The organism is Roseicella aerolata (genome assembly GCF_020523605.1).
GTDB classification, from domain to species: domain Bacteria; phylum Pseudomonadota; class Alphaproteobacteria; order Acetobacterales; family Acetobacteraceae; genus Paracraurococcus; species Paracraurococcus aerolatus.
Genome location: NZ_JAJAQI010000030.1, coordinates 12,487 through 33,418, shown reverse-complemented (window position 1 = coordinate 33,418; position 20,932 = coordinate 12,487). Strand labels below are relative to the sequence as shown.

Genomic DNA, 20,932 nt, shown 5'->3' with positions numbered 1-20,932 from the left:
CGTGGGCGCAAGGGCTCATGGCGGCCAGTCTCGCGCGGCCGGGGTTAAGGAAGCCTCGCCATGCCCCGACCCGCGCTTTACCGAATCTTCGGCAAGGCGACCGCAGCATCGCGGCATGGACCCGTCGCAGAGCGCCCCCATCGCCCTCGCCGAGCGCCGCCTGGCCTGGCTGGATGCCCGGCAGCGCGTGCTGGCCCAGAATATCGCGCATGCCGATACGCCCGGCTACCGGCCGCGCGACCTGCCGGATTTCGCGCGGCTCGTCGTCCAGGGCGGCGCGCCGGGTGTCGGCCTTGCCCGCACCGACCAGCGCCACCTGGCCGCAGCGAGCGACCCGCGTGCCCGGCTCGACCGGCAGGCGACGGAGGCGGCGCCGAACGGCAATGCCGTCTCGCTGGACCGGGAGGCGCTGAGGGTCGCCGACACCGATACGGCGCATGCCCTGGCCATCGGCCTGCACCGGCGCTGGCTTGGCCTGTTCCGCACCGCACTTGGCCGCATGCAGTAGGGGAAGGCGTCGCATGGATCTCGACCGCGCGCTGCGCATCTCGGCCGCCGGCATGGCGGCGCAATCCACCCGGCTGCGGGTGGTGGCGGAGAACCTGGCGAACCGCGACAGCACGGGGGAGGCACCGGGCGCCGACCCGTATCGCCGCAAGACCGTGACCTTCGGCACCCGGCTGGATCGCGCGCTGGGCGCGGAGACGGTGGCGGTGCGCCGCATCGGCACCGCGCCGGGTGAGTTCCCCCAGGTGCATGACCCGGGCCATCCGGCCGCCGATGAAAAGGGCTATGTCAAGCGCCCGAATGTCGACAGCCTGGTGGAGGTGATGGACATGCGGGAGGCGCAGCGGAGCTACAGCGCCAACCTCTCGGTGCTGGAGGTCACGCGCGGCATGCTGACCCGCACCATCGAGGCGCTGCGCTGATGCCGGCCGCACTCGGTCCCGTCCAGGCGGCGGCGGCCTATCGCACGGCGCAGGCGCAGCCGGAAGCGGCCGCACAGGGCGCCGATTTCGGTGCGACGCTGCGGCGCGCGGTCGAAGGGGTGGTGGAAATCGGCCATTCGGCGGATGCCACCAGCACCCAGGCGCTGCTTGGCCAGGGCAGCGTCACCGATGTCGTGCTCGCCGTCGCCCGGGCGGAGACTGCGCTGCAGACCGCGGTCACGCTGCGCGACCGGGTGGTCGCGGCCTATCAGGACGTCATGCGCATGCCGATCTAGGGGCGCTGCCGGATGACGGAGGATCCGACCGCGCTGGCCTTGCGCGAGGCGTTGTGGCTGACCCTGCAACTCGCCTCGCCGCCCCTGCTGGCGGTGCTGGCGATCGGGCTCGTGATTTCCGTGCTGCAGGCGGTGACACAGATCCAGGAAGCGACGCTCGCCTTCCTGCCGAAGCTGGCCGTCATGGCGGTGGTGCTGCTGCTGACCGGGCCGGCGATGACCGTCGCGCTGCAGGGCTACGCCACCCAACTCTTCGAGCGCATGGTCGCGCTGGGCGGCCAGGCGCGGTGACGGAGGCGCTGCCCGACCTCGTCTTCCATCCCATGCTGGTGCTGGCGCGCATCGGTGGCGCGCTCATGCTCCTGCCGGCGCTCGGCGCGCCGGAGGTGCCGGCGACCATCCGGCTTGCGCTCGCCCTGGCATTGACCGCGCTGGTGCTGCCGGTGGTGCAGCCCGGCCTGCCGGCGCTGCCCGCCGAGACGCCCGAAATGCTGCGGCTGCTGTTCCTGGAGACGGTGATCGGCCTCTGGCTCGGCCTGCTGGCGCGGCTGCTGGAATTGGCGCTGGCCCAGGCGGGGCAGGTGGTGGGGCTGATGGTGGGACTGGCCAGCCCGCTGCAGGCGGACCCGGCCTTTGGCGCGCAGGGCACCGCACTGTCTCGCCTGTTCGGGCTCACGGCGGCGGTGCTGGTGCTCTCGACCGGACTCTACGCCCTGCCGCTGCGGGCGCTGGCCGAGAGCTATGCCCTGTTCCCGGCGGGAGCGGCGCTGCCGGTGCCGGCGCAGGTCGCAAGCGTGGCGCAGGCGGTGGCGGAGAGCCTTTCCCTCGCGCTGCGGCTGGCGGCGCCGCTCCTGCTGGCCGGCGTGCTGGGGCAATTCGCGCTTGGCCTGCTCTCCCGCCTCGCGCCGCAGGTGCCGGCCTTCGTCCTGGCCGCGCCGGGGCAGATCCTGGCGGGGTTGCTGCTGCTCGCCCTGATCCTGCCCGCGCTGCTGGGCAGCTGGCTGGCGGCGATGCGGGAGGGGCTCGCGGCTCTGCCGGGGCTGCCCTGAGCCATGGCCGAGGGCGATCCGAAGGAGGCAGAGGACCGTACGGAAGCCCCGACACAGCGGCGGCTTGAGCGGGCGCGGCAGCAGGGCCAGGTGCCGCTGTCGCGGGAGGCGGTGGGTTTCGCCACCCTGCTGGCCGCGACCCTGGCCGGCTTCCTCGCCCTGCCGCCGCTCGGGCTGGAATGGCTGCGGGCGCTGCGCATGCTGGCCGAGGCGCCGGAGCCGGGGGGCGAGGCCGCACTCGCCCTGCTGCGCACATCGGTGCTGGCCCTGCTGCCGGTGCTGGCGGCGGTCGCGCTCGCTGGCATCCTGGCCAGCCTGGCCCAGACCGGCCCGCTGCTGCGCGGCGAGGCGGTGCTGCCGGACCTGTCGCGGCTGAACCCGCTGGCCGGGCTGCGGCGGCTGTTCGGGCTGGATGGGCTGATCGAACTGCTGCGGACGCTGCTGAAGCTGGGCGTGGTCGGGGCGTCGCTCTGGTTCGCGCTCGACCTGCCGGCGCTGCAGGCGGCGCTGCACCAGCCGCCGGGCGCGCTGCCCGGCCTGATCGGCCGCGGGGTGCTGCATCTGCTGGTCGTGGCCCTTGGCGCCTTCGCTGGGATCGCCGTGCTGGACGTGCTGGTGGTGCGCTGGCGCCATCTGCACCAGCTCCGGATGAGCCGGGAGGAGCTGAAGGAGGAAATGCGGGAGGCAGAGGGCGACCCGCAGGTGAAGGCCCGGCTGCGGCGGATCCGGGAAAGCCGTGCCCGGCGACGGATGCTGGCCGCCGTTCCGAATGCCACGGTTGTCATCACGAATCCGACTCATTACGCTGTCGCTCTCGCCTATCAACAAGGCCAGGCCGCTGCGCCGCGGCTGGTGGCGAAAGGGGTGGACGCGATGGCGGCGCGGATCCGCGCGACGGCGGAGGAGCACGGGGTGCCGATCGTCGCCAACCCGCCGCTCGCCCGTGCCCTGCACCGGCTGGAGGTGGATACCGAGATCCCGCAGGAACACTGGCAGGCGGTGGCGGAGATCATCGCCTATGTCTGGCGCCTGCAGGGGCGCGCGGCGCATGGCTGAGCGCAGCCTGCTCGGCCGGCGCAGGCCGTCGCCCGGATTCGACGCAGCCTTCCGGATCCTGGCGGAGACCATACCGGACGGGCTGGCGCTGCTGGATGCGCAGGGGCGGGTCGTCCTCGCCAACCCGGCGCTCGCGCGGCTGGCGGGGCCGGCCGCCCTGCTCCGGCCCGGCCAGCCGGTCGCATCGATCCTGGCAGCGGCGGTGCGGGAGGAATTCGCGGCGGCCCTGGCCATGCTGCGGGCCGGCGGGCAGCCGGCGCCACTGCGCGCCAGGCCGGCCGATCCTGCGGCGCCCGAGGATGCCGAATGGGCGCTCAGCCTCTCGCCCCTGCCAGGGCCGGAAGCCCGGCTGCTGCTGCGGATCGAGGACCGGACCCAGGCGCGGCGGGCGGAGGCGCAGCGCGCGGAATCCGGCCGGCTGGAAACCGTGGGGCGGCTCGCCGGCGGGATCGCGCATGATTTCAACAACCTTCTCGCCGCCATCCTGGGCGGGGCGGAGGCGGTGCGCGCCGCCGGCCTGCCCCCCGGCGCCGAGGCCGATCTGGCGCAGGTCGAGGATGCCGCCCGGCGCGGCGCGGCGCTGGTCGGGCAACTGCTCGCCTTCGCCCGGCAGCAGCGGCTGCAGCCACGGGTCATCGAATTGAACGAGGCGGTGGCCGCCATCGCGCCGCTGCTGCGGCGGCTGCTCGGGCGCGGGGTGCGGCTGGAACTGGCACCGGAGAGCCCGGGGCGGCGCGTGCGGGTGGACCCGACGCAACTCGACCAAGTGATCCTGAACCTCGCGGTGAATGCGCGGGACGCCATGCCGCAAGGCGGAACGCTGCGCATCGCCACCGGCCACCGCGTGGTGCTGCGGCCGGAGGGGGAGGGGGCCGGGGCCGTGCCGCCGGGTCGCTGGGTGATGCTGGAGGTGAGCGATACCGGCGCCGGCATCCCGCCCGAGATGCTGCCGCGGCTCTTCGAGCCCTTCTTCACCTCGCGGCCGGAGAAGGGCGGTACCGGGCTTGGCCTCGCCACCGTGCACGGCATCGTCGCGCAATCGGGTGGGCATGTCTCGGTCGAGAGCAGGGTTGGCATCGGCACTACCTTCCGCATCCACCTGCCGCGGCAGGACGGGCCGGCGGAGGCGCGCGTGGCGGCCGCCCTACCGCCGGCACCGGCCTGCCCGCCGCCCGGCGGGCCGGTGCTGCTGGTGGAGGATGAGGCACCGCTCCGCCAGCTCGGCACCCGGCTGCTGGAGCGGGCGGGCCACAGCGTGCTCGCCGCCGACAGCGCCGAATCGGCCCTCGCCCTCATCGATGGCGGCACGGTGCCGGCCGCGCTGGTCAGCGACGTGGCCATGCCGGGGCTGGACGGGCTGGAACTGGCCCGACGTCTGCGGTCGCGCTGGCCGCGGCTGCCCGTCCTGCTGCTCTCCGGCTATGCCGGGCGGACCCTGGAGGAGGATCTGGGCGCCGAGGGGGTGCGCTTCCTCGCCAAGCCCTTCGGGGCGGCGGAGCTGCTGCGGGAAGTCGGCGTCACCCTGGGCCAGGGACCGCCCACGCAGCAGTGAGCGACAGCTTTCCTCATCCCCATCCATGTTTTCTAAATGTTCTTGTTTTCCGGTGCCGGCACGCTCATAGTCTCCGCCGTGAGGCCGTGACGGCCAGGGTGATTCGGATCGATCCGGTTCCATTTGCCTGCTGCGACGTGGTAGGTTGCAGGCGATACGACCGTATGCAGGTGCGCGCGACGGTTGCGGACGGGGCGGATCCAAAGCAGGGGCAGCCAGGATGGATAAGTCAAAGGCGCTGGACGCCGCGCTCAGCCAGATCGAGAGGTCCTTCGGCAAGGGCTCGATCATGCGGATGGGCGCAAAGCAGCAGGCCGAGAACGAGATCGAGGTGGTCTCGACCGGCTCGCTCGGCCTCGACATCGCGCTCGGCATCGGCGGCCTGCCGAAGGGCCGCATCATCGAGATCTACGGGCCCGAAAGCTCGGGCAAGACCACGCTGGCGCTGCACGCCATTGCCGAGGCGCAGAAGAAGGGCGGCACCTGCGCCTTCATCGATGCCGAGCATGCGCTGGACCCCGGCTATGCCAAGAAGCTCGGCGTCGATATCGATAACCTGCTGATCAGCCAGCCCGATGCCGGCGAGCAGGCGCTGGAGATCTGCGACACGCTGGTCCGCTCCGGCGCGATCGACGTGCTGGTGGTGGACAGCGTGGCCGCGCTGGTGCCGCGGGCCGAACTCGAAGGTGAGATGGGCGACAGCCATGTCGGCCTGCATGCCCGCCTGATGTCCCAGGCGCTGCGCAAGCTGACCGGCACCGTTTCCCGCTCCAACTGCCTGCTGATCTTCCTGAACCAGATCCGCCTGAAGATCGGCGTCATGTTCGGCAACCCGGAGACGACGACGGGCGGAAACGCGCTGAAATTCTACGCCTCGGTCCGCATGGAGATCCGCCGCATCGGCTCCATCAAGGACCGCGACACCGTGGTCGGCAACCAGACCCGGGTGAAGGTGGTGAAGAACAAGATGGCGCCGCCTTTCCGCGTGGTGGACTTCGACATCATGTATGGCGAGGGCATCTCGAAGCTCGGCGAGCTGATCGATCTCGGCGTGAAGGCGACGATCGTCGAGAAGTCGGGCGCCTGGTTCAGCGCCGAGGGTCAGCGGATCGGCCAGGGCCGCGAGAACGCCAAGCAGTTCCTGCGGGACAACCCACAGATCGCGGCCACCATCGAGAACAAGGTGCGGGCGCAGGCCGGCGTGGTGGCAAATGCGATGCTGGTCGGCGACGAGGGCGAGGGGGCCGAGGAGGCCGCCGCAGCGGAGTAAAAGAGTGCGGGGGAAAGTATTCCCCCGCATCCACTTCTGTTCCTGCGAGTTTTTCGTGCGCAGGTCTCTCCGCGCGACCTGTGCCGGACCCGGGCCGGGTTCAGGGGGTGCCTGCCCCCTGACGGGGCGGTTTGAAGGGGGTAGCGCCCCCTTCACTCAGGCCGCCCCGCGGCTCCCCTTGGTCTGGTCGTTCGCCGGCTGCTTGCCGAGCGCCGCCGGGTTCACCTCGGACTCCGCCAGCTGGGTCAGCAGCTCGTCGGTGTCCTTCTCCTCCTTCAGCGTCTGCGCCAGCAGATCGGCCGCCTTGGTCTCGCCCATCGCCTTCAGCATGGCGGTCAGGGTGCCGTAGGCCGCCATCTCGTAGTGCTCGACCTTCTGCGCGGCGCCGATCAGCGCGGCATCGAGCACCGGGCCCTCATCGAGTTCGTCGATGATCTCCTCGCCTTCCTCGACCAGGCCTTCCATGGCCTCGCAGGTCTCGCCTTCCGGCTCGACGCCAAGCATCTTGCAGACCTGCTCCAGCCGCTCGACCTGGCGCTGGGTGACCTGCAGGTGTTCCTGGAAAGCCTGCTTCAGCTTCGGGTTGGTCGCCGCTTCCATCATTTGCGGCAGGGCGTCCAGGATCTGAGTCTCGGCGCTGTATGTGTCCTGCAACTCCATTGTCAGCAGGTCGCGGATGTCGCTGGCCATGACGTTCTCCTTCATTCCCAGGCGGTGCCGCCGCCTCTGCAGGGGGAACGGCGGTGCCCCGGGCGGGGTTGCCCGGGGCTACCGCAACGTCACGCGGCGCGCCCCTCGACGCTCCCGCCCCCGCGCGCTAGAGCAGTCTTTTAAGGGCGCGGGGTCGCGGCAATGGCGAAAACCGCCCTGCAATCAACGGGCTGATGGGTGACCATCGGCGCAGCTTTCGCCCCATTGATTCGCCCCCTGGGCCGGGGCTGGAGACGGGACCCCCACCGGCGATGACCAGCAGCAACGATATCCGCGCCACCTTCCTCGACTACTTCGCCCGCAACGGGCACCAAGTGGTCGAAAGCTCGCCGCTGGTCCCGCGCAACGACCCGACGCTGATGTTCGCCAACAGCGGCATGGTCCAGTTCAAGAACGTCTTCACCGGCCAGGAAAAGCGTGCCTACTCCCGGGCCACCACTGCCCAGAAATGCGTCCGTGCCGGCGGCAAGCACAACGACCTGGACAATGTCGGCTACACCGCCCGGCACCACACCTTCTTCGAGATGCTGGGGAATTTCAGCTTCGGCGACTACTTCAAGGAACAGGCCATCGCCCATGCCTGGGAGTTGCTGACCAAGGATTTCGCGCTTCCGAAGGATCGCCTCCTCGTGACCGTCTACAGCGAGGATGAGGAGGCTCCCCTCTACTGGAAGAAGGTCGCGGGCCTGCCGGACAGCCGGATCATCCGCATCCCGACCTCCGACAATTTCTGGCGGATGGGCGATACCGGCCCCTGCGGCCCCTGCTCCGAGATCTTCTTCGACCACGGCCCCTCCATCCCCGGCGGCCCGCCCGGCTCCCCGGATGAGGATGGTGACCGGTTCATCGAGATCTGGAACCTGGTCTTCATGCAGTTCGAGGAGGGGCCGCCCGGCACCCGCGTACCGCTGCCGCGGCCCTCGATCGACACCGGCATGGGGCTGGAGCGCTTCGCCGCCATCCTCCAGGGCAAGCACGACAATTACGACACGGACACCCTGCGTGCGCTGATCCTGGCCTCGGCCGAAGCGACGGGCCAGGATCCGGACGGCCGCTGGAAGGTCAGCCACCGCGTGGTCGCCGATCATCTCCGCGCCGGCACCTTCCTGATCGCCGACGGCGTGCTGCCCTCCAATGAGGGGCGTGGCTATGTGCTGCGCCGCATCCTCCGCCGCGCCATGCGCCATGCGCACATGATGGGCTCGCGCGAGCCGCTGCTGCACCGCCTGGTCCCGGCGCTGGTCCGCCAGATGGGTGCCGCCTATCCGGAGATCCAGCGCGCCGAGGCGCTGGTGATCGAGACCCTGAAGCTGGAGGAGACCAAGTTCCGCTCCCTGCTCGAGCGCGGCCTCGGCCTGCTGGCCGAGGAGTCGGGCAGGCTGGGCGAGGGCGGCACCCTCTCCGGCGAGGTCGCCTTCCGCCTCTATGACACCTACGGCTTCCCGCTGGACCTGACCCAGGACGCCCTGCGCTCCGAGGGCAAGACGGTGGATGTCGAGGGCTTCAACGCCGCCATGGCGGAACAGAAGCGCCGCGCCCGCGCCGCCTGGGCCGGCTCCGGCGAGGCCGCGACCGATGCCGTCTGGTTCGACATCAGGGAGAAGGTCGGGGCCAGCGAGTTCCTCGGCTACTCCACCGAGACGGCCGAGGGCCAGATCCTTGCCATCGTGCATGACGGCAAGCCGGTGGAGAGCGCACCCGTAGGTGCCGAGGTGGCGGTGGTGCTGAACCAGACGCCCTTCTATGGCGAGAGCGGCGGCCAAGTGGGCGATACCGGCCTGATCTCGGCCGGTGAGGCCTGCCGCATCGTGGTCCGCGACACCCAGAAGAAGCTTGGCGACCTGTACGTGCATCTCGGCACCGTGGCGCATGGCGAGGCGGTGGTCGGGCTCGCGGTCCAGGCTGAGGTGGATCATGCGCGGCGCTCGACCATCCGCGCCCATCACAGCGCGACGCATCTGCTGCATGAGGCGCTGCGCCGGCGCCTCGGCACCCATGTGGCGCAGAAGGGCTCGCTCAACGCGCCGGACCGGCTGCGCTTCGACGTCTCCCAGCCGACGCCGATGACCGATGCCGACCTCGCCTGGGTGGAGGAGGAGGTCAATGCCCGCATCCGCCAGAACAGCGAGGTCACGACCCGGCTGATGACGCCGGAACAGGCGGTGGCCGCCGGCGCCATGGCGCTGTTCGGCGAGAAGTATGGCGACGAGGTCCGGGTGGTCGGCATGGGCGCCGACCCGGCCGCGGCCGAGAAGCACGGCATCTACTCGCTGGAGCTCTGCGGCGGCACGCATGTGCGGCGCACCGGCGATATCGGCCTGTTCAAGATCGTCTCCGAGGGTGCGGTCTCGGCCGGCGTGCGGCGCGTGGAGGCAGTAACCGGGGCCTTTGCCGAGAAGCTGGTGGAGGCGGCGGATGCCCGCCTGCGGGAGGTTGCGGCGGCGCTGCGCGTCGCGCCCGCCGAGGTGCCAACCCGCGTCGCCGCCCTGCTGGAGGAGCGGCGCAAGCTGGAGCGCGACCTGGCCGATCTGCGCAAGCAGCTGGCGACCGGCGGCGCGGCCGCGGAGGTGGAGCAGATCAACGGCCTCCGCGTCGCGCTTCGCAACCTGGGCGAGCTTCCGGCGCGCGACCTGAAGGGCCTGGCGGAGGCGATCCTGAAGGGCGGCACGGCGGATGTCGTGGCGCTGGTCTCCACCGCCGAAGGCAAGGCCAGCATCGTCGCCGGCCTCGCCGACGGCGCGAAGGGCAAGGCGGATGCCGTGGCCCTGGTGCGCGCGGCGGCGGCGGCGGTCGGCGGCAAGGGCGGCGGCGGCCGGCCGGAGATGGCCCAGGCCGGCGGGCCGGAAGGGGGCAAGGCCGAGGAGGCGCTGGCTGCCGTGCGGGCGGTGCTGGCCGGCTAAACAGAAACCGGCACCACCAGATTGAGGGGCACGCCGGTTCTCATCCCCGGTGGGTCGGCCATTCCGGTGGGCAGCTGATGCTGTGCCGCACAGATGCTGGCGCATCTATGTTGCCTCAGCCGCCGATGGCGGCTGCGGGTCGGGACTGATGCGGGCTGGTGCGGCCCGGCATCGATCGGACCTTCATGCCGGTGCATCCCTGCTCCGCTGCCTCCGTCGTTAGCGCGGCGCTGACTCCTGCCTGGCATCCTGGCCTGCCATGGTCGAGCTGCTTGGCGTCCTTCTCGCCCTGGTCCTATTTGGCCTCGGCGTGCTGATCTGGCGGTTGCTGCGCTGGGCGCGGCGCGGCCTCGGCCTGCTGTTCGGGGCTGCGCGCCCCGACCATCGGCTCGCGAGTTTGCGCGGTGTCCGCCTCCGCGCCGCCCGCGCGCTCTCGCGCCAGCAGGCGGCGCGGATCGCGGCCTTGATGGAGGAGCTGGCGCGAACCCGCCGGGCCCTCCACCTCGCGGAGGCCGCGCGCGCCTGTCCTGGCCTGCCCGATGATCGCTTCCGCCGCGCCAAGCAGGCTTTCGCCGTCCATTTCCACCCGGACCGGCTGCGCTGCGCCGAACCCGAGCGCGGCATCCGTGTCAGGATCTTCCAGCAATTCTGGCAGGTGCTTCGGCGGATCGAGCGTGGCTGAGGCCGACGACCCTTGCAGGCCGGCGGCTTGGGTATGGGCGCCGTGCAGTAGACGGCCTGATCGCCCGGCCTGCTGCCTGCGCCCGGTCGGGGTCCATCCGGGGCGCCGCTACCCCTCCCGCAGCGCCTCCCGCACCACGCTGCGGAATTCCCGCCGGTAGAGCTCCTGCACCACGAAGGCCGTGGCTATGACGAGGGCCAGCGGGTGCAGGATCCAGGCGAGTGCCGCCAGGCCGAAATAATAGGCCCGCAGCCCGGTGTTGAAATGCCGGGCGGCGCGGTTGGCGACCTTGGCGGCCATCTCGGCATGGGTCTCCCGGTTCGGGTCGTCCGCGTCGTGCGAGAGGCCGCCGATCACGATGGAGCAGTAGTTGAACTGCCTGAGCGCCCAGGTCAGCTCGAAGAAGGCGCGCACGAAGATCAGCAGCAGCAGCGCCACCTTCATCTCCCAGGCCGCCGGGTCCGAGGTGGTGGCGAAGGGCAGGGCGCCGAAGACCCGCGCGCCGAGCTCCGGCGATCCCATCATGGCCACCAGGCCGCCCAGGATGAAGATGGCGGTGTTGGCGAGGAAGCCCGTGCTGTTCATCAGGTTGCCGATGATCTGCGTGTCCATGATGCGGTTGTCCCGCGTCACGGTGGTGCGCAGCCAGCGGCGCCGGTGCTCGTCCATCGCGGCGATGACGCTGCGCCGGATGAAGGAGGGGACCTTGTCGACGGTGTAGGAGTAGCCCAGCCAGCAGCCGGCGAAGACCAGGAGCGCGATCCAGTCGAGGATTGAGAGCGAGTGCATGCGCCAACCCTAACGCGATTCGCCGCGACCTGCCCCGGGCCGACCCGAGGAATGTTGCACTCGCCGGCGGCCCCGAAGGCAGCTTCCTTGTGGTATGCTGCCTGCCACAACCGCCGGGCCGGTCACGGGCCCGCGACGGCAGGACAGGAGGCCCCATGAGCGACGCCTGGTACCTGACGATCCGCCGCTACAGCGGCACCGGCGCGCCGGAGGAGATCGCGCAGCGGGTGCGGGAGGGGCTGCTGCCCACCCTGCGGCAGGAGCCGGCCTTCCGCGCCTATTATGTCGCCCGCATCGATGGCGGGGGCGGCATCTTCTCCGCCACCGTCTTCGATGACCAGGCCACGGCGAGACGGATCAACGACCATGTGGTCCGCTGGGCGCGGGACAATGTGGCCGATCTGCTCATCGGTGCCCCGGTGGTGATCCGCGCGACGGTCGCGGTGCATCTGGATGCCGAGCGGAAAGGCGGCGAGAGCTACATGATGGTGCGGGTGACCGAGGGGCTGGGCCCCTCCGCCGGCATCCTGCCGACGGTGCAGGAGAAGCTGGTGCCGCTGACGCTGGAGCAGCCGGGCTTCCGCCACCTCTATACCGGCCGGGACGAGGAGCAGCCGGACCGCTCGGTCGCCGTCTCCGTCTTCACGAACCGGAGTACGGCAACGGCCGCGCATGCCCAGGTGGCGGCGCTGATGGCCCAGCACCGCGATATCTGGCCGCTATCGCCCAAGGTCCTGCTGGCGGGCGAGGTGATCGTCGCCTCCCTGGCCTGACCTGGCCCGGTGGCCGCGGCGACAAGGCTTGCGGAGGTCCGAGGCCCTTCGCCTGTTTGCGGGGCGCCCCATCCGCTACACTCCCCCCAAGGCGCTCAGGGCCGGGAGGAATGACGGATGAACAAGGAATTCCAGGCGCAGGTGCGCGAGGCCGTGCGCGACGAGGCGGCGCTGCGGGCGGCGCTGGCGGATGCCGATATCGCGCCGATGCTGATGGTGCTGGTGCAGCTCACCGGCGACCTCGCAATCCTTGATGAAGTGGCGCCGCACATCCACGGCGCCTGGAGCTTCCTGGAATCGGTGCCGGAGCCGCTGAAGCAGAAGCTGCGGGACCGGCTGGTGGAGACGCTCCAGGAATATGCGGTGCATGACCGCCCGCCGCCGCCGCTGCCGAATGCCGATACGCTGCAGCGCATGATGAGCGGCGGCGTCGGCCAGACCGTGCCGGAGGAATACATCCCGCTGCTGGTGGAGGAAACGCGCCTCGGCCCCGAGGACACCCGCGGGGTGCACTGGCGGCACAACCCGGCCCACCTCCCGATCCATGCCTTCAACGTGCTGATCGTAGGTGCCGGCATCGCCGGGCTCTGCATGGGGATCCGCCTGAAGGAGATGGGCATCCCCTTCGAGATCCTGGAGAAGAACGCGACCGTCGGCGGCACCTGGCTGGAGAACCAGTATCCCGGCTGCGCGGTGGACACGCCCAACCACTTCTTCTCCTACTCCTTCAATCCCAACAACAAGTGGACCCGCCACTTCTCGCAGCGGCAGGAGATCCACCGCTACATCGAGGACACTTTCGACAGGTACGATATCCGCCGGCATGTCCGCTTCGGCGTGGAGGTGACGCAGGCGCATTACGATGAGGCCGCGGCGCGCTGGCGGGTGACGTTCCGCCGCGCCGATGGCGGCGAGGAGACGCATTCCTGCAACGCCCTGGTCACCGCGGTCGGCCAGCTGAACCGGCCCTCCATCCCCGCGATCCCGGGGCTCGATGATTTCCGCGGCCCGATGTTCCACACCGCGCGCTGGGACAAGTCGGTGGACCTCAAGGGCAAGCGCGTCGCCATGATCGGCACGGGGGCAAGCGCGGTGCAGGCCGGCCCCTCCATCGCGCCGGAGGTCGGGAAGCTCATCGTCTTCCAGCGCACGCCGCACTGGGCGATGAACAACCCGAACTACCACAAGGCGGTCAGCCCCGGGAATCTGTGGTGCCTGGAGCACATCCCCTATTTCGGCAAGTGGCTGCGCTTCCAGCTCTTCTGGGCGGGCTCGGACGGCTTCCATGCCTCGCTGCAGAAGGACCCGGACTGGCCGCAACCGGAGGTCTCGCTCAACGAGGCGAACCACAAGATGCGGGAGCTGATCACCGACTATGTGCGCCAGGAACTGGACGGCGACGAGGACCTGCTGCGGAAGGTGATCCCGCAGTACCCGCCCTATGGCAAGCGCATGCTGCGGGACAATTACTGGTATCGCATGCTCAAGCGCCCGAATGTGGTGCTGGAGACCAACCCGGTCGACCGCATCACCGACAACGCCATCGTCGTGCGCGACGGCACGGTGCATGAGGTGGACGTCATTATCCTCGCCACCGGCTTCCAGGCCAGCAAGATGCTGGCGCCGATGGACATCGTCGGACGCGGCGGGCGCACCATCCGCCAAGCCTGGGGCGATGACGACCCGCGCGCCTATCTCGGCATCACCGCGCCGGGCTTCCCCAACCTCTTCATGATCTACGGGCCCAATACCAACCTGGCGCATGGCGGCAGCATCATCTTCCACCACGAATGCCAGGTCCGCTACATCTGCCAGGCGCTGCGGGAGATGATCGAGCACGGCTACACCTCGCTGGAGGTGCGGCAGGACGTGCACGACGCCTACAACCACCTGGTGGACGAGAAGTGCCAGAGCATGGTCTGGACGCATCCCGGCGTCACCAGCTGGTACAAGAACAAGCAGAACCGGGTGACGGTCACCTCGCCCTGGCGGCTGCTCGACTACTGGAAGCTGACGCAGCATTTCGTGCCCGAGGAGTTCCGCGCGGGCAAGCCAGGCCATGCCGCGATGATCCCGGGACAGGAGCGGGAGGCGGTGGTCTCGGTCGAGCAGCTGACGGTAAGCTGAGGCGCCAGCGGCGCCGCGCCGCAGGACTGCGACCTGCTGAAGACGCGCCGCCCACAGAAGGCGGCGCCGGGGGAAACGATTATGGCCCTTCACACGCGCCTCTGCGCGCTGCTCGGCATCCGCTATCCGATCCTGCTCGCCGGCATGGGCCGCGCCAGCACGCCGGAACTGGCGGCGGCCGTCTCCAATGCCGGCGGCCTCGGCGTGATCGGCGCCGCGGGCTGCGGCCCGAACCAGCTCCGCGCCTGGATCCGCCGCACGCGCGACCTCACCGACCAGCCCTTCGGCGTGGATACGCTGCTGCCCGCCTCCGTCCGCCGCGGCGGCGGCAATGCCGGCGGCCCCTCGGCCGAGACGCTGGTGCCGCAGCACCGCGCCTTCGCGCGGGACTTCATGGAGAGGGAGGGGCTGGAGGCGGTTGACCAGGCCACCTTCGACCGGGTGCTGGACCGCGACCCCGCCGACAAGGACGGCCCCGCGCCGCTGTCGCGCGCCTTCTTCGAGGCGCAGATGGAGGTGGTGATCGAGGAGCGCGTGCCGGTCTATGCCGCCGGCCTTGGCAATCCGGCGCCCTGGCTGGACCGGCTGCACGCGAACGGGACCAAGGTGATGGCCGTGGTCGGCACCACCCGCCACGCGAAGCAGGTGGTGGAGGCCGGCATCGATATCATCGTCGCCCAGGGCCATGACGGCGGCGGGCACAATTCCCCGATCGGCACCATGGCGCTGATCCCGCAGGTGGTGGATGCGGTCGCGGGCCGCGTGCCCGTCGTCGGCGCCGGTGGCATCGGCGATGGCCGCGGCATTGCCGCCGCGCTCATGCTGGGCGCCGAGGGCGCCTGGATCGGCACCGCCTTCCTGGCGACGGAGGAAGCCGGCATCAGTGGCCCGCAGAAGCAGGCGCTGGTCGAGGGCAATGACGAGGGCACCACCGTCTCCCGCTCCGTCACCGGCAAGCCGGCCCGCATGGTGAAGAACCGCTGGGCCGCGGCCTATGTCGAGGCGGGGCTGGAGCCGCTGCCCATGCCGTTCCAGGGCATGGTTTCCTCCCAGGTCACCGCGGCGGCGCTGGCCGCCGGCCGGGCGGATGTCTGGGGCGGCTTCGCCGGGCAGGGGCTCGGCATGGTGCGCGCGGTGCGGCCGGCGGCGGCCGTGATGCAGGACCTGGTTTCGGGTGCCGAGCGCGTGCTGGCGCGCGCCGGCGGCTTCGTCCAGGGCTGAGAGCATGGACCTGACGCTCTCCGAACGGCACCGCGCCCTGCAGGCGGCGCTGCGTGAATTCATCGCCCGGTACGGCCATCTCTCGCCGCCGGTGGGCGGGGGCGGCGGCCGCAAGCGGCCCGACCGGAAGGTGCTGGACTGGCAGGCGCTGCTGATCGAGCACGGCTTCGCCGCCCGGGCCGTGCCCCGCCAGTATGGCGGCTACGGGGCCGAGCCGGACGTGCTCGACGCCGCCATCATCACGGAAGAGTTCAACAAGGCCGGCCTCAGCCTGGGCATCCAGGGCCAGGGCATCCGCATGCTGGTGCCGACCCTGCTGGAGGTCGGGACGGAGGAGCAGCGCCGGCGCTGGATCGGCCCCACCATCCGTGGCGAGGTGATCTGGGCCCAGGGCTATTCCGAGCCGGAGGCGGGCAGCGACCTCGCCTCCCTGCGTACCCATGCCCGCGTCGAGGACGGGCATTTCGTCATCAACGGCCAGAAGATCTGGACCAGTTCCGCGCATTTCGCGGACATGATCTTCCTGCTCTGCCGGACGGAGCCGGACCGGCCGAAGCATCTCGGCATCTCCTACCTGCTGGTGCCGATGACGGCGCCGGGCATCGAGGTGCGGCCGCTGCCGACCATGACCGGCCATGCCACCTTCAACGAGGTCTTCTTCACCGAGGTCCGCGTGCCGGTCGATCAGATCGTGCTGGGCCGCGGCGAGGGCTGGAAGGTGGCCAATGTCACCCTGAAGCATGAGCGCATGCTGCTGGGCGATTCCGCCAAGCTCGTGCATCGGCTGCACCGGCTGCGCAGCCTGCTGGCCGAGACGGTGGTGGAGGGCGAGCCGCTCCTGCAGAAACCCGTCTGGCGGGACCGGCTGATGCGGCTGCAGGGGGAGGTGCTGGCGGCCAAGTACCACCAGATGCGCCTGCTGAGCGAGGCGGCCCAGGGGCAGGCCCAGGGGCAGGCCCAGGGACGGGACAGCGGGCTCGGCCTGCTGGTAGTGAAGTATTACGGCTCGACCCTCGCCTGGCGGCTGGCGGCCCTGGCCGTGGATGCGCTCGGCGATGCCGGCCTGCCCTATGAGCCGCATGACGAGGTGGCGGAGGATGATGCCGCGACGGCCTGGTACGCCGATTGGATGTACGATCTCGGCCTGATCATCGGCGGCGGCAGTTCGAACATCCAGAAGAACATCATCGCGGAGCGTGGCCTTGGCATGCCGCGCGAGCCGAAGATCAACGGGAGCGCCTGACATGCATTTCGGGCTGAGCGAGGAGCAGCGGCTCTTCGGCGATGCGCTCCGCGGCTTCCTCGCGGCGCGTGTGACGATGGAGGCGCGCCGCGCGGCGGCGGAGTCCAGCAGCCTTGCCGGGTTCTGGAACGGGCTGACGGAACTCGGCCTGCCCGGGCTGCTGGTGCCAGAGGAGCATGGCGGCGCCGGCCTCGGCCTGCTGGACGCGGCGCTGGCGGCGGAGGCGCTCGGCGAGGCAGCGGCGCCCACCCCCTTTCTCGGCAGTGCGGTGCTGGCGCCGCTGGCGCTGTGCCTGCTCGGCGATCCCGCGCAGCAGGAGGCGCACCTGCCGGCCATTGCGGCCGGCCGCGTGCGCGTGGCGGTCGGGCTCGGCGCGCTCACCGGTACCACTGGCACCTGCACCCTGCGGCGGGAGGGCGAGCGGATCTCCGGCAGCATCACCGGCCTGATCGAGCCGGCCTGCGCGACGCATTGGCTGCTCGCCCTGCGGGAGGGCGGGTTTGCCCTGGTCGCGGCCGACGCGCCCGAGGTCAGGATCCGGCCCAGGCGCAGCCTCGACCGGCTGCGGCCGCTCGCGGATCTCGACCTCGCCGGGGCACCGGCCGAATGGCTGACCGCCGGCGATGCCCGCCGCGTGCTGGATGCCGGCCGCGTGATGCTGGCGGCCGAGACGCTCGGCGCCGCGCGATCCATGCTCGACCAGGCCGTTGCCTATGCCGGGCAGCGGCGGCAATTCGGCCGGACCATCGCCAGCTTCCAGGGCGTGAAGCATGCCTGCGCCGATATGGCCGCCTGGCTGGAGCCCTGCCGCGCCTTCCTCTGGTACGCCGCCCAGGCGCAGGACGCACCGGACCCGGAAGCACGGATGCTCGCCTGCCAGGTGAAGGCGCATCTGGACGAGGTCGGGCGCGAGGTGGCGCGCCATGCCACGGAGGTGCATGGCGGCATGGGCTTCACCGAGCTTCTGGGCCTGCCCTTCTGGTTCAAGCGCATCGCCGCCAACCGGCAATTGCTGGGCGGGCCGGAGCGCTGCCGGGAGGAGGCTGCCGAGGCGCAGGGCCTGATCGCCTGAGGGGTCAGGCGGCAGCCCGCCGCGGCCCGCGCGCCAGGAGGACGAAGAGGATCGCCGCCGCCGAGGCCGCCATGTAGAGGCCGAAGGCATTGACATAGCCGATCATGGCGGCCTGCCGGTCGATCTCCTTCGACAGCCGCGCGAGGCCCTGCAAGGTCTCCGTGCTCCAGCCGCCCATCAGTTCCGGGACCGAGAGCGCCCGGTTGTAGGGCGAGATCAGCTCCGTCATGCGGCTGTAGTTCATCGTCGTGGACCGCACGATCGTGGTCACGCTGAGCGAGATGAACAGGCTCGACCCGATATTGCGCAGCAGGTGGAACAGCGCCATCGCCTCCGCGGTGTGGCGGGCATCCAGCGTGCGGAAGGTGAGCACCGTCAGCGGCACCCAGATGACGCCGACCGCGACCCCCTGGAGCACCGCATTCAGCAGCAGCGTGTCCACATCGACATTGAGGTCGAGGCGCATCAGCCAGAGGCCGGAAAGAACCAGCAGGCCGAAGCCGATGCTCATGCCGATGCGCGGGTCGAGGCGGCCGATCAGCAGCGTGCTGCCGAAGCCGATCACGCCGCCGATGCCGCGATAGCCGACGATCTGGCCGATGATGCTGTCGGGATAGCCGGCATAGCCCTGCAACAGGGTCGGTAGCAGCACGATCGGGGTGAAATTCACCATGCCGTGGATGAAGACCAGGATTAGGCCCAGGGCGTAGTTGCGGTCGAGCAGCAGCCTCAGGTTCAGGAAGGGCCGCTCCGTCGTCAGGGAGTGCGCGAGGAAGACATAGAAGGCGAGGGCGGCGATGCCGGTCTCGATGATGATCTCCGGGCTCTCGAACCAGTCCAGCCGCTGCCCGCGGGAGAAGACGAGCTGCACGCAGGCGATGCAGACGGACAGCGCCAGGAAGCCGGTCCAGTCGAGCGGCAGGCGCGTGCCGGGCCGGTCGGGCGGCAGGGTCAGGTGCAGGCAGAAGGCGGCGACCGCCCCGGCGGGGACGATCATGTAGAAGGCCCAGCGCCAATTGTAGGTCTCGGCCAGCATGCCGCCGAAGACCGGGCCGATCACCGGGCCGAGCACGACGGTCATCCCGAAGATCGAGCTGACCAGCCCGGCCTGCCGGCGCGGAAAGCTGTCCAGCACGATGGCATTCGCCAGCGGCACCACCGGCGCCCCGATGCCGCCCTGCAGGATGCGCCAGAGCACCAGCGCCTCCAGGCTCTCCGCCTGGCCGCAGAGCCAGGTCGCCGCGGTCGAGCCGATGACGCTGAACAGCATGACCCGGCGACGGCCGAAGCGGGCCGCCAGGAAGCCGCTCGTCGGCGTCACAATGGCGGTGGCCAGGATGTTGAAGGTTGTGGTCCAGGCGATCTCGTCCGGCGTCGCCGCCATGCTGCCCTGCATCTGCGGCAGCAGGGTGGAGGCGACGAGGAGGGTGGTGGCGTAGAGGGTCGAGCCAAGCACGACCGAGGCCAGGATCATGATCCGGCGGAGGAGCGAAAGCTCCTGGCTCCCGGGCGAGTCAGACATTGTGCGCGGCTCGGGCGGCCATGGGGCACCTCGTAAGCTTGACGAAAGTCTGCTGGGCGATGATGAGTTAGGCAACAAACAAGGCGAGCCCCGCCATGCATTGTCCAGGTCCGGCCCGCGCCCCGGAGGTCCCCCATGCCCCCGCCGGATGACCGGCGCCATATCGGCTTCCTGATCGCCGATGTGGCGCGGCTGATGCGCTCCTCCTTCGACCGCAGGGTGCGGCGGATCGGCCTCACCCGCTCGCAATGGCTGGTCCTCAGCCGGCTGCACCGGCATCCCGGGATCAGCCAGTCCGAACTGGCCGAGATGCTGGAGGTGGAGCGGGCGACGGCCGGCCGGATGATCGATCGGATGGAACGGCGAAATTGGCTGGTCCGCCGGCCGGACCCGGCCGACCGTCGGATCAACCGGCTCTATCTGACCACCGAGGCGGAGCGGGTGCAGGCGGAGATGGGCCGGATCGCCGAGCAGTTGCTGGACGATGCCATGGCCACCCTTGATGATGGCGAGCGCGAGTCCCTGACCGACATGATGGAGCGGGTGAAGGTCCAGCTTCTGGGCATGGGGGCGAGGAGGGCGGAGGTGGAGCCGGCCCGGCTCCCCGCCGCGGCGCCATGAACGGAAAGGCCCCGGCCGGCAGGCGGCTGCTGCGGCTGGTCCTGCTGCTGGGCGTGCCGGCGCTCGCCCTGGCCGGGGCGGCGGTGATCTGGCAGCGCGGCGGGCGCTACATCACCACCGAGAATGCCTATGTGAAGGCCGATATCGTCCAGATCGCGCCGGAAGTGGCCGGCCGGGTGCTGGAGGTCGCGGTGCGTGACCACAGCCGCGTCCAGGCCGGTGACCTGCTGCTGCGGATCGACCCCGAGCCCTTCCGCCTGGCGCTGGCGAAGGCCGAGGCGGAGCTGGACGCGGCGCGGACCGTGGTGGAGACCGCCCGCGCCACCTACCGCGAGACCGAGAGCGAACTGGGCGAGCTGGAGAGCCGGGCCGAGTTCCTGACGCGCCAGGCGCGCCGCCAGCAGGAGCTCGCGGCGCGCGGCGTGGCGCCCGCCACGCGGCTGGAGGAGGCGCAGAACGAGGCGCAGGTCGCGCGCGAGCGGATCAATGTGGTGCGGCAGCGCCTGCTCCGGCTGCTGACGGCACTGCAGGGCGACCCCGACCTGCCGGTGGATGACCACCCTACGGTGCGGGAACGCATGGCCGACCGGGACCGCGCGGCGCTCGACCTGGCACGCACCACCATCGCCGCGCCGGTCGGCGGCACCATCGTCAACATGCGGCTGCAGCGCGGGGAGCAGGTGCGGGCGGCGACGCCGGTCTTCGCCCTGGTCTCGGAACGCCGGCCCTGGGTGGAAGCCAACCTGAAGGAGACCACCCTGACCCATGTGACGGTGGGGCAGCGGGTGCAGGTGGTGCTGGACATCTACCCGGACGTGACCTGGGTGGGGGAGGTGGAGAGCATCAGCCCCGCCACCGGCGCCGAATTCGCGATCCTGCCGCCGCAGAACGCCTCGGGGAATTGGGTGAAGGTGGTGCAGCGCCTGCCCGTGCGCATCCGCCTGCTGCCGCGGCCGGAGGAGCCGCCGCTGCGCGCGGGCATCACCGCGTCGGTGGCCATCGACACCGGGCGGCAGCGGCGCTTCGAGGATGTCGCCATCGCGGTCGGCAACTGGTTCCGCGGCAGCGCCAGCGCGGCGGATCCGGCACCGACGACCCTGGCCGATCGCTGAGGCCGGG

General features: G+C 70.8%; 20 protein-coding genes. 17 read left to right on the top strand and 3 right to left on the bottom strand.

Annotation, left to right across the window (positions count from 1 at the left end; genetic code table 11):
* The first annotated feature begins 115 nt into the window (after window positions 1–115).
* From LHA35_RS18380 to recA, 8 genes are all read left to right on the top strand, one after another.
* Window positions 116–508 (top strand): flagellar basal body rod protein FlgB, encoded by a 393-nt coding sequence (locus LHA35_RS18380; protein WP_226610734.1) that lies wholly within the window; start codon window positions 116–118, stop codon window positions 506–508.
* 13 nt (window positions 509–521) lie between these two features.
* Window positions 522–929, top strand: coding sequence for a flagellar basal body rod protein FlgC (gene flgC, locus LHA35_RS18375; protein WP_226610733.1), 408 nt, complete (start codon window positions 522–524; stop codon window positions 927–929).
* On the top strand, window positions 929–1,225 hold the full coding sequence (locus LHA35_RS18370; RefSeq protein ID WP_226610731.1) for a flagellar hook-basal body complex protein FliE: 297 nt from the start codon (window positions 929–931) through the stop codon (window positions 1,223–1,225). Before flgC ends, LHA35_RS18370 begins: the two co-directional genes overlap by 1 nt.
* A 12-nt stretch (window positions 1,226–1,237) precedes the next feature.
* Complete coding sequence (locus LHA35_RS18365) at window positions 1,238–1,516, top strand: flagellar biosynthetic protein FliQ (protein ID WP_226610728.1); 279 nt, start codon at window positions 1,238–1,240, stop codon at window positions 1,514–1,516.
* Window positions 1,513–2,274 (top strand): flagellar biosynthetic protein FliR, encoded by a 762-nt coding sequence (locus tag LHA35_RS18360; protein WP_226610726.1) that lies wholly within the window; start codon window positions 1,513–1,515, stop codon window positions 2,272–2,274. Before LHA35_RS18365 ends, LHA35_RS18360 begins: the two co-directional genes overlap by 4 nt.
* A gap of 3 nt (window positions 2,275–2,277) precedes the next feature.
* Complete coding sequence (locus LHA35_RS18355) at window positions 2,278–3,330, top strand: EscU/YscU/HrcU family type III secretion system export apparatus switch protein (RefSeq protein ID WP_226610724.1); 1,053 nt, start codon at window positions 2,278–2,280, stop codon at window positions 3,328–3,330.
* Window positions 3,323–4,882: an ATP-binding protein gene (locus LHA35_RS18350; RefSeq protein WP_226610721.1), complete on the top strand. Its 1,560-nt coding sequence runs from the start codon at window positions 3,323–3,325 to the stop codon at window positions 4,880–4,882. Before LHA35_RS18355 ends, LHA35_RS18350 begins: the two co-directional genes overlap by 8 nt.
* A 220-nt stretch (window positions 4,883–5,102) precedes the next feature.
* Complete coding sequence (gene recA, locus LHA35_RS18345) at window positions 5,103–6,152, top strand: recombinase RecA (protein WP_226610719.1); 1,050 nt, start codon at window positions 5,103–5,105, stop codon at window positions 6,150–6,152.
* Window positions 6,153–6,308: 156 nt separating this feature from the next.
* Here the strand turns inward: recA and LHA35_RS18340 are convergent, their stop codons facing one another.
* Entirely contained in the window at window positions 6,309–6,842 is a 534-nt protein-coding gene (locus tag LHA35_RS18340; RefSeq protein ID WP_226610717.1) for a YciE/YciF ferroxidase family protein, read from the bottom strand.
* A 272-nt stretch (window positions 6,843–7,114) separates the two neighbouring features.
* Between LHA35_RS18340 and alaS the strand changes: the two genes are divergently transcribed.
* The gene (alaS, locus tag LHA35_RS18335; RefSeq protein WP_226610715.1) at window positions 7,115–9,763 is read left to right on the top strand and encodes an alanine--tRNA ligase; all 2,649 of its coding nucleotides are present in this window, start codon (window positions 7,115–7,117) and stop codon (window positions 9,761–9,763) included.
* A 259-nt stretch (window positions 9,764–10,022) separates the two neighbouring features.
* Window positions 10,023–10,445 (top strand): hypothetical protein, encoded by a 423-nt coding sequence (locus LHA35_RS18330; protein WP_226610713.1) that lies wholly within the window; start codon window positions 10,023–10,025, stop codon window positions 10,443–10,445.
* A gap of 108 nt (window positions 10,446–10,553) precedes the next feature.
* Here LHA35_RS18330 and LHA35_RS18325 read toward each other — a convergent pair whose 3' ends face one another.
* Window positions 10,554–11,234, bottom strand: a complete 681-nt coding sequence (locus LHA35_RS18325; RefSeq protein WP_226610711.1) for a DUF599 domain-containing protein — start codon at window positions 11,232–11,234, stop codon at window positions 10,554–10,556.
* 155 nt (window positions 11,235–11,389) lie between these two features.
* Between LHA35_RS18325 and LHA35_RS18320 the strand changes: the two genes are divergently transcribed.
* The 5 genes from LHA35_RS18320 (at window position 11,390) to LHA35_RS18300 (ending at window position 17,670) form a co-directional block, all read left to right on the top strand.
* Window positions 11,390–12,007, top strand: coding sequence for a hypothetical protein (locus LHA35_RS18320; RefSeq protein WP_226610708.1), 618 nt, complete (start codon window positions 11,390–11,392; stop codon window positions 12,005–12,007).
* Window positions 12,008–12,124: 117 nt separating this feature from the next.
* Window positions 12,125–14,134: a flavin-containing monooxygenase gene (locus LHA35_RS18315; protein WP_226610706.1), complete on the top strand. Its 2,010-nt coding sequence runs from the start codon at window positions 12,125–12,127 to the stop codon at window positions 14,132–14,134.
* An 81-nt stretch (window positions 14,135–14,215) separates the two neighbouring features.
* Window positions 14,216–15,355: an NAD(P)H-dependent flavin oxidoreductase gene (locus tag LHA35_RS18310; RefSeq protein ID WP_226610703.1), complete on the top strand. Its 1,140-nt coding sequence runs from the start codon at window positions 14,216–14,218 to the stop codon at window positions 15,353–15,355.
* 4 nt (window positions 15,356–15,359) lie between these two features.
* Window positions 15,360–16,598: an acyl-CoA dehydrogenase family protein gene (locus LHA35_RS18305; protein ID WP_226610701.1), complete on the top strand. Its 1,239-nt coding sequence runs from the start codon at window positions 15,360–15,362 to the stop codon at window positions 16,596–16,598.
* Between the two features lies 1 nt (window position 16,599).
* Window positions 16,600–17,670: an acyl-CoA dehydrogenase family protein gene (locus LHA35_RS18300; protein WP_226610699.1), complete on the top strand. Its 1,071-nt coding sequence runs from the start codon at window positions 16,600–16,602 to the stop codon at window positions 17,668–17,670.
* A 4-nt stretch (window positions 17,671–17,674) separates the two neighbouring features.
* On the opposite strand, the gene LHA35_RS18295 is transcribed toward LHA35_RS18300, so the two are convergent.
* Window positions 17,675–19,144: a DHA2 family efflux MFS transporter permease subunit gene (locus tag LHA35_RS18295; RefSeq protein ID WP_226610697.1), complete on the bottom strand. Its 1,470-nt coding sequence runs from the start codon at window positions 19,142–19,144 to the stop codon at window positions 17,675–17,677.
* A gap of 183 nt (window positions 19,145–19,327) precedes the next feature.
* On the opposite strand from LHA35_RS18295, the gene LHA35_RS18290 reads away from it, so the two are divergent.
* Both LHA35_RS18290 and LHA35_RS18285 read left to right on the top strand, forming a co-directional pair.
* Complete coding sequence (locus LHA35_RS18290) at window positions 19,328–19,813, top strand: MarR family winged helix-turn-helix transcriptional regulator (protein ID WP_226610695.1); 486 nt, start codon at window positions 19,328–19,330, stop codon at window positions 19,811–19,813.
* Window positions 19,810–20,925, top strand: coding sequence for an HlyD family secretion protein (locus tag LHA35_RS18285; protein WP_226610693.1), 1,116 nt, complete (start codon window positions 19,810–19,812; stop codon window positions 20,923–20,925). The genes LHA35_RS18290 and LHA35_RS18285 overlap by 4 nt, the downstream gene beginning before the upstream one ends.
* The last annotated feature ends 7 nt before the right edge of the window (window positions 20,926–20,932 follow it).

What these genes read in the sequence shown, in the direction of transcription:
- LHA35_RS18355 (WP_226610724.1), top strand. Translation starts at nt 2,278, where the DNA reads ATGGCCGAGGGCGATCCGAAGGAGGCAGAGGACCGTACGGAAGCCCCG.
- LHA35_RS18285 (WP_226610693.1), top strand. Translation starts at nt 19,810, where the DNA reads ATGAACGGAAAGGCCCCGGCCGGCAGGCGGCTGCTGCGGCTGGTCCTG.
- LHA35_RS18310 (WP_226610703.1), top strand. Translation starts at nt 14,216, where the DNA reads ATGGCCCTTCACACGCGCCTCTGCGCGCTGCTCGGCATCCGCTATCCG.
- LHA35_RS18295 (WP_226610697.1), bottom strand. Translation starts at nt 19,144, where the DNA reads ATGATCCTGGCCTCGGTCGTGCTTGGCTCGACCCTCTACGCCACCACC.
- LHA35_RS18350 (WP_226610721.1), top strand. Translation starts at nt 3,323, where the DNA reads ATGGCTGAGCGCAGCCTGCTCGGCCGGCGCAGGCCGTCGCCCGGATTC.
- LHA35_RS18330 (WP_226610713.1), top strand. Translation starts at nt 10,023, where the DNA reads ATGGTCGAGCTGCTTGGCGTCCTTCTCGCCCTGGTCCTATTTGGCCTC.
- alaS (WP_226610715.1), top strand. Translation starts at nt 7,115, where the DNA reads ATGACCAGCAGCAACGATATCCGCGCCACCTTCCTCGACTACTTCGCC.
- LHA35_RS18370 (WP_226610731.1), top strand. Translation starts at nt 929, where the DNA reads ATGCCGGCCGCACTCGGTCCCGTCCAGGCGGCGGCGGCCTATCGCACG.
- LHA35_RS18340 (WP_226610717.1), bottom strand. Translation starts at nt 6,842, where the DNA reads ATGGCCAGCGACATCCGCGACCTGCTGACAATGGAGTTGCAGGACACA.
- LHA35_RS18320 (WP_226610708.1), top strand. Translation starts at nt 11,390, where the DNA reads ATGAGCGACGCCTGGTACCTGACGATCCGCCGCTACAGCGGCACCGGC.
- LHA35_RS18300 (WP_226610699.1), top strand. Translation starts at nt 16,600, where the DNA reads ATGCATTTCGGGCTGAGCGAGGAGCAGCGGCTCTTCGGCGATGCGCTC.
- LHA35_RS18325 (WP_226610711.1), bottom strand. Translation starts at nt 11,234, where the DNA reads ATGCACTCGCTCTCAATCCTCGACTGGATCGCGCTCCTGGTCTTCGCC.
- LHA35_RS18380 (WP_226610734.1), top strand. Translation starts at nt 116, where the DNA reads ATGGACCCGTCGCAGAGCGCCCCCATCGCCCTCGCCGAGCGCCGCCTG.
- flgC (WP_226610733.1), top strand. Translation starts at nt 522, where the DNA reads ATGGATCTCGACCGCGCGCTGCGCATCTCGGCCGCCGGCATGGCGGCG.
- LHA35_RS18290 (WP_226610695.1), top strand. Translation starts at nt 19,328, where the DNA reads ATGCCCCCGCCGGATGACCGGCGCCATATCGGCTTCCTGATCGCCGAT.
- LHA35_RS18365 (WP_226610728.1), top strand. Translation starts at nt 1,238, where the DNA reads ATGACGGAGGATCCGACCGCGCTGGCCTTGCGCGAGGCGTTGTGGCTG.
- LHA35_RS18315 (WP_226610706.1), top strand. Translation starts at nt 12,125, where the DNA reads ATGAACAAGGAATTCCAGGCGCAGGTGCGCGAGGCCGTGCGCGACGAG.
- LHA35_RS18305 (WP_226610701.1), top strand. Translation starts at nt 15,360, where the DNA reads ATGGACCTGACGCTCTCCGAACGGCACCGCGCCCTGCAGGCGGCGCTG.
- recA (WP_226610719.1), top strand. Translation starts at nt 5,103, where the DNA reads ATGGATAAGTCAAAGGCGCTGGACGCCGCGCTCAGCCAGATCGAGAGG.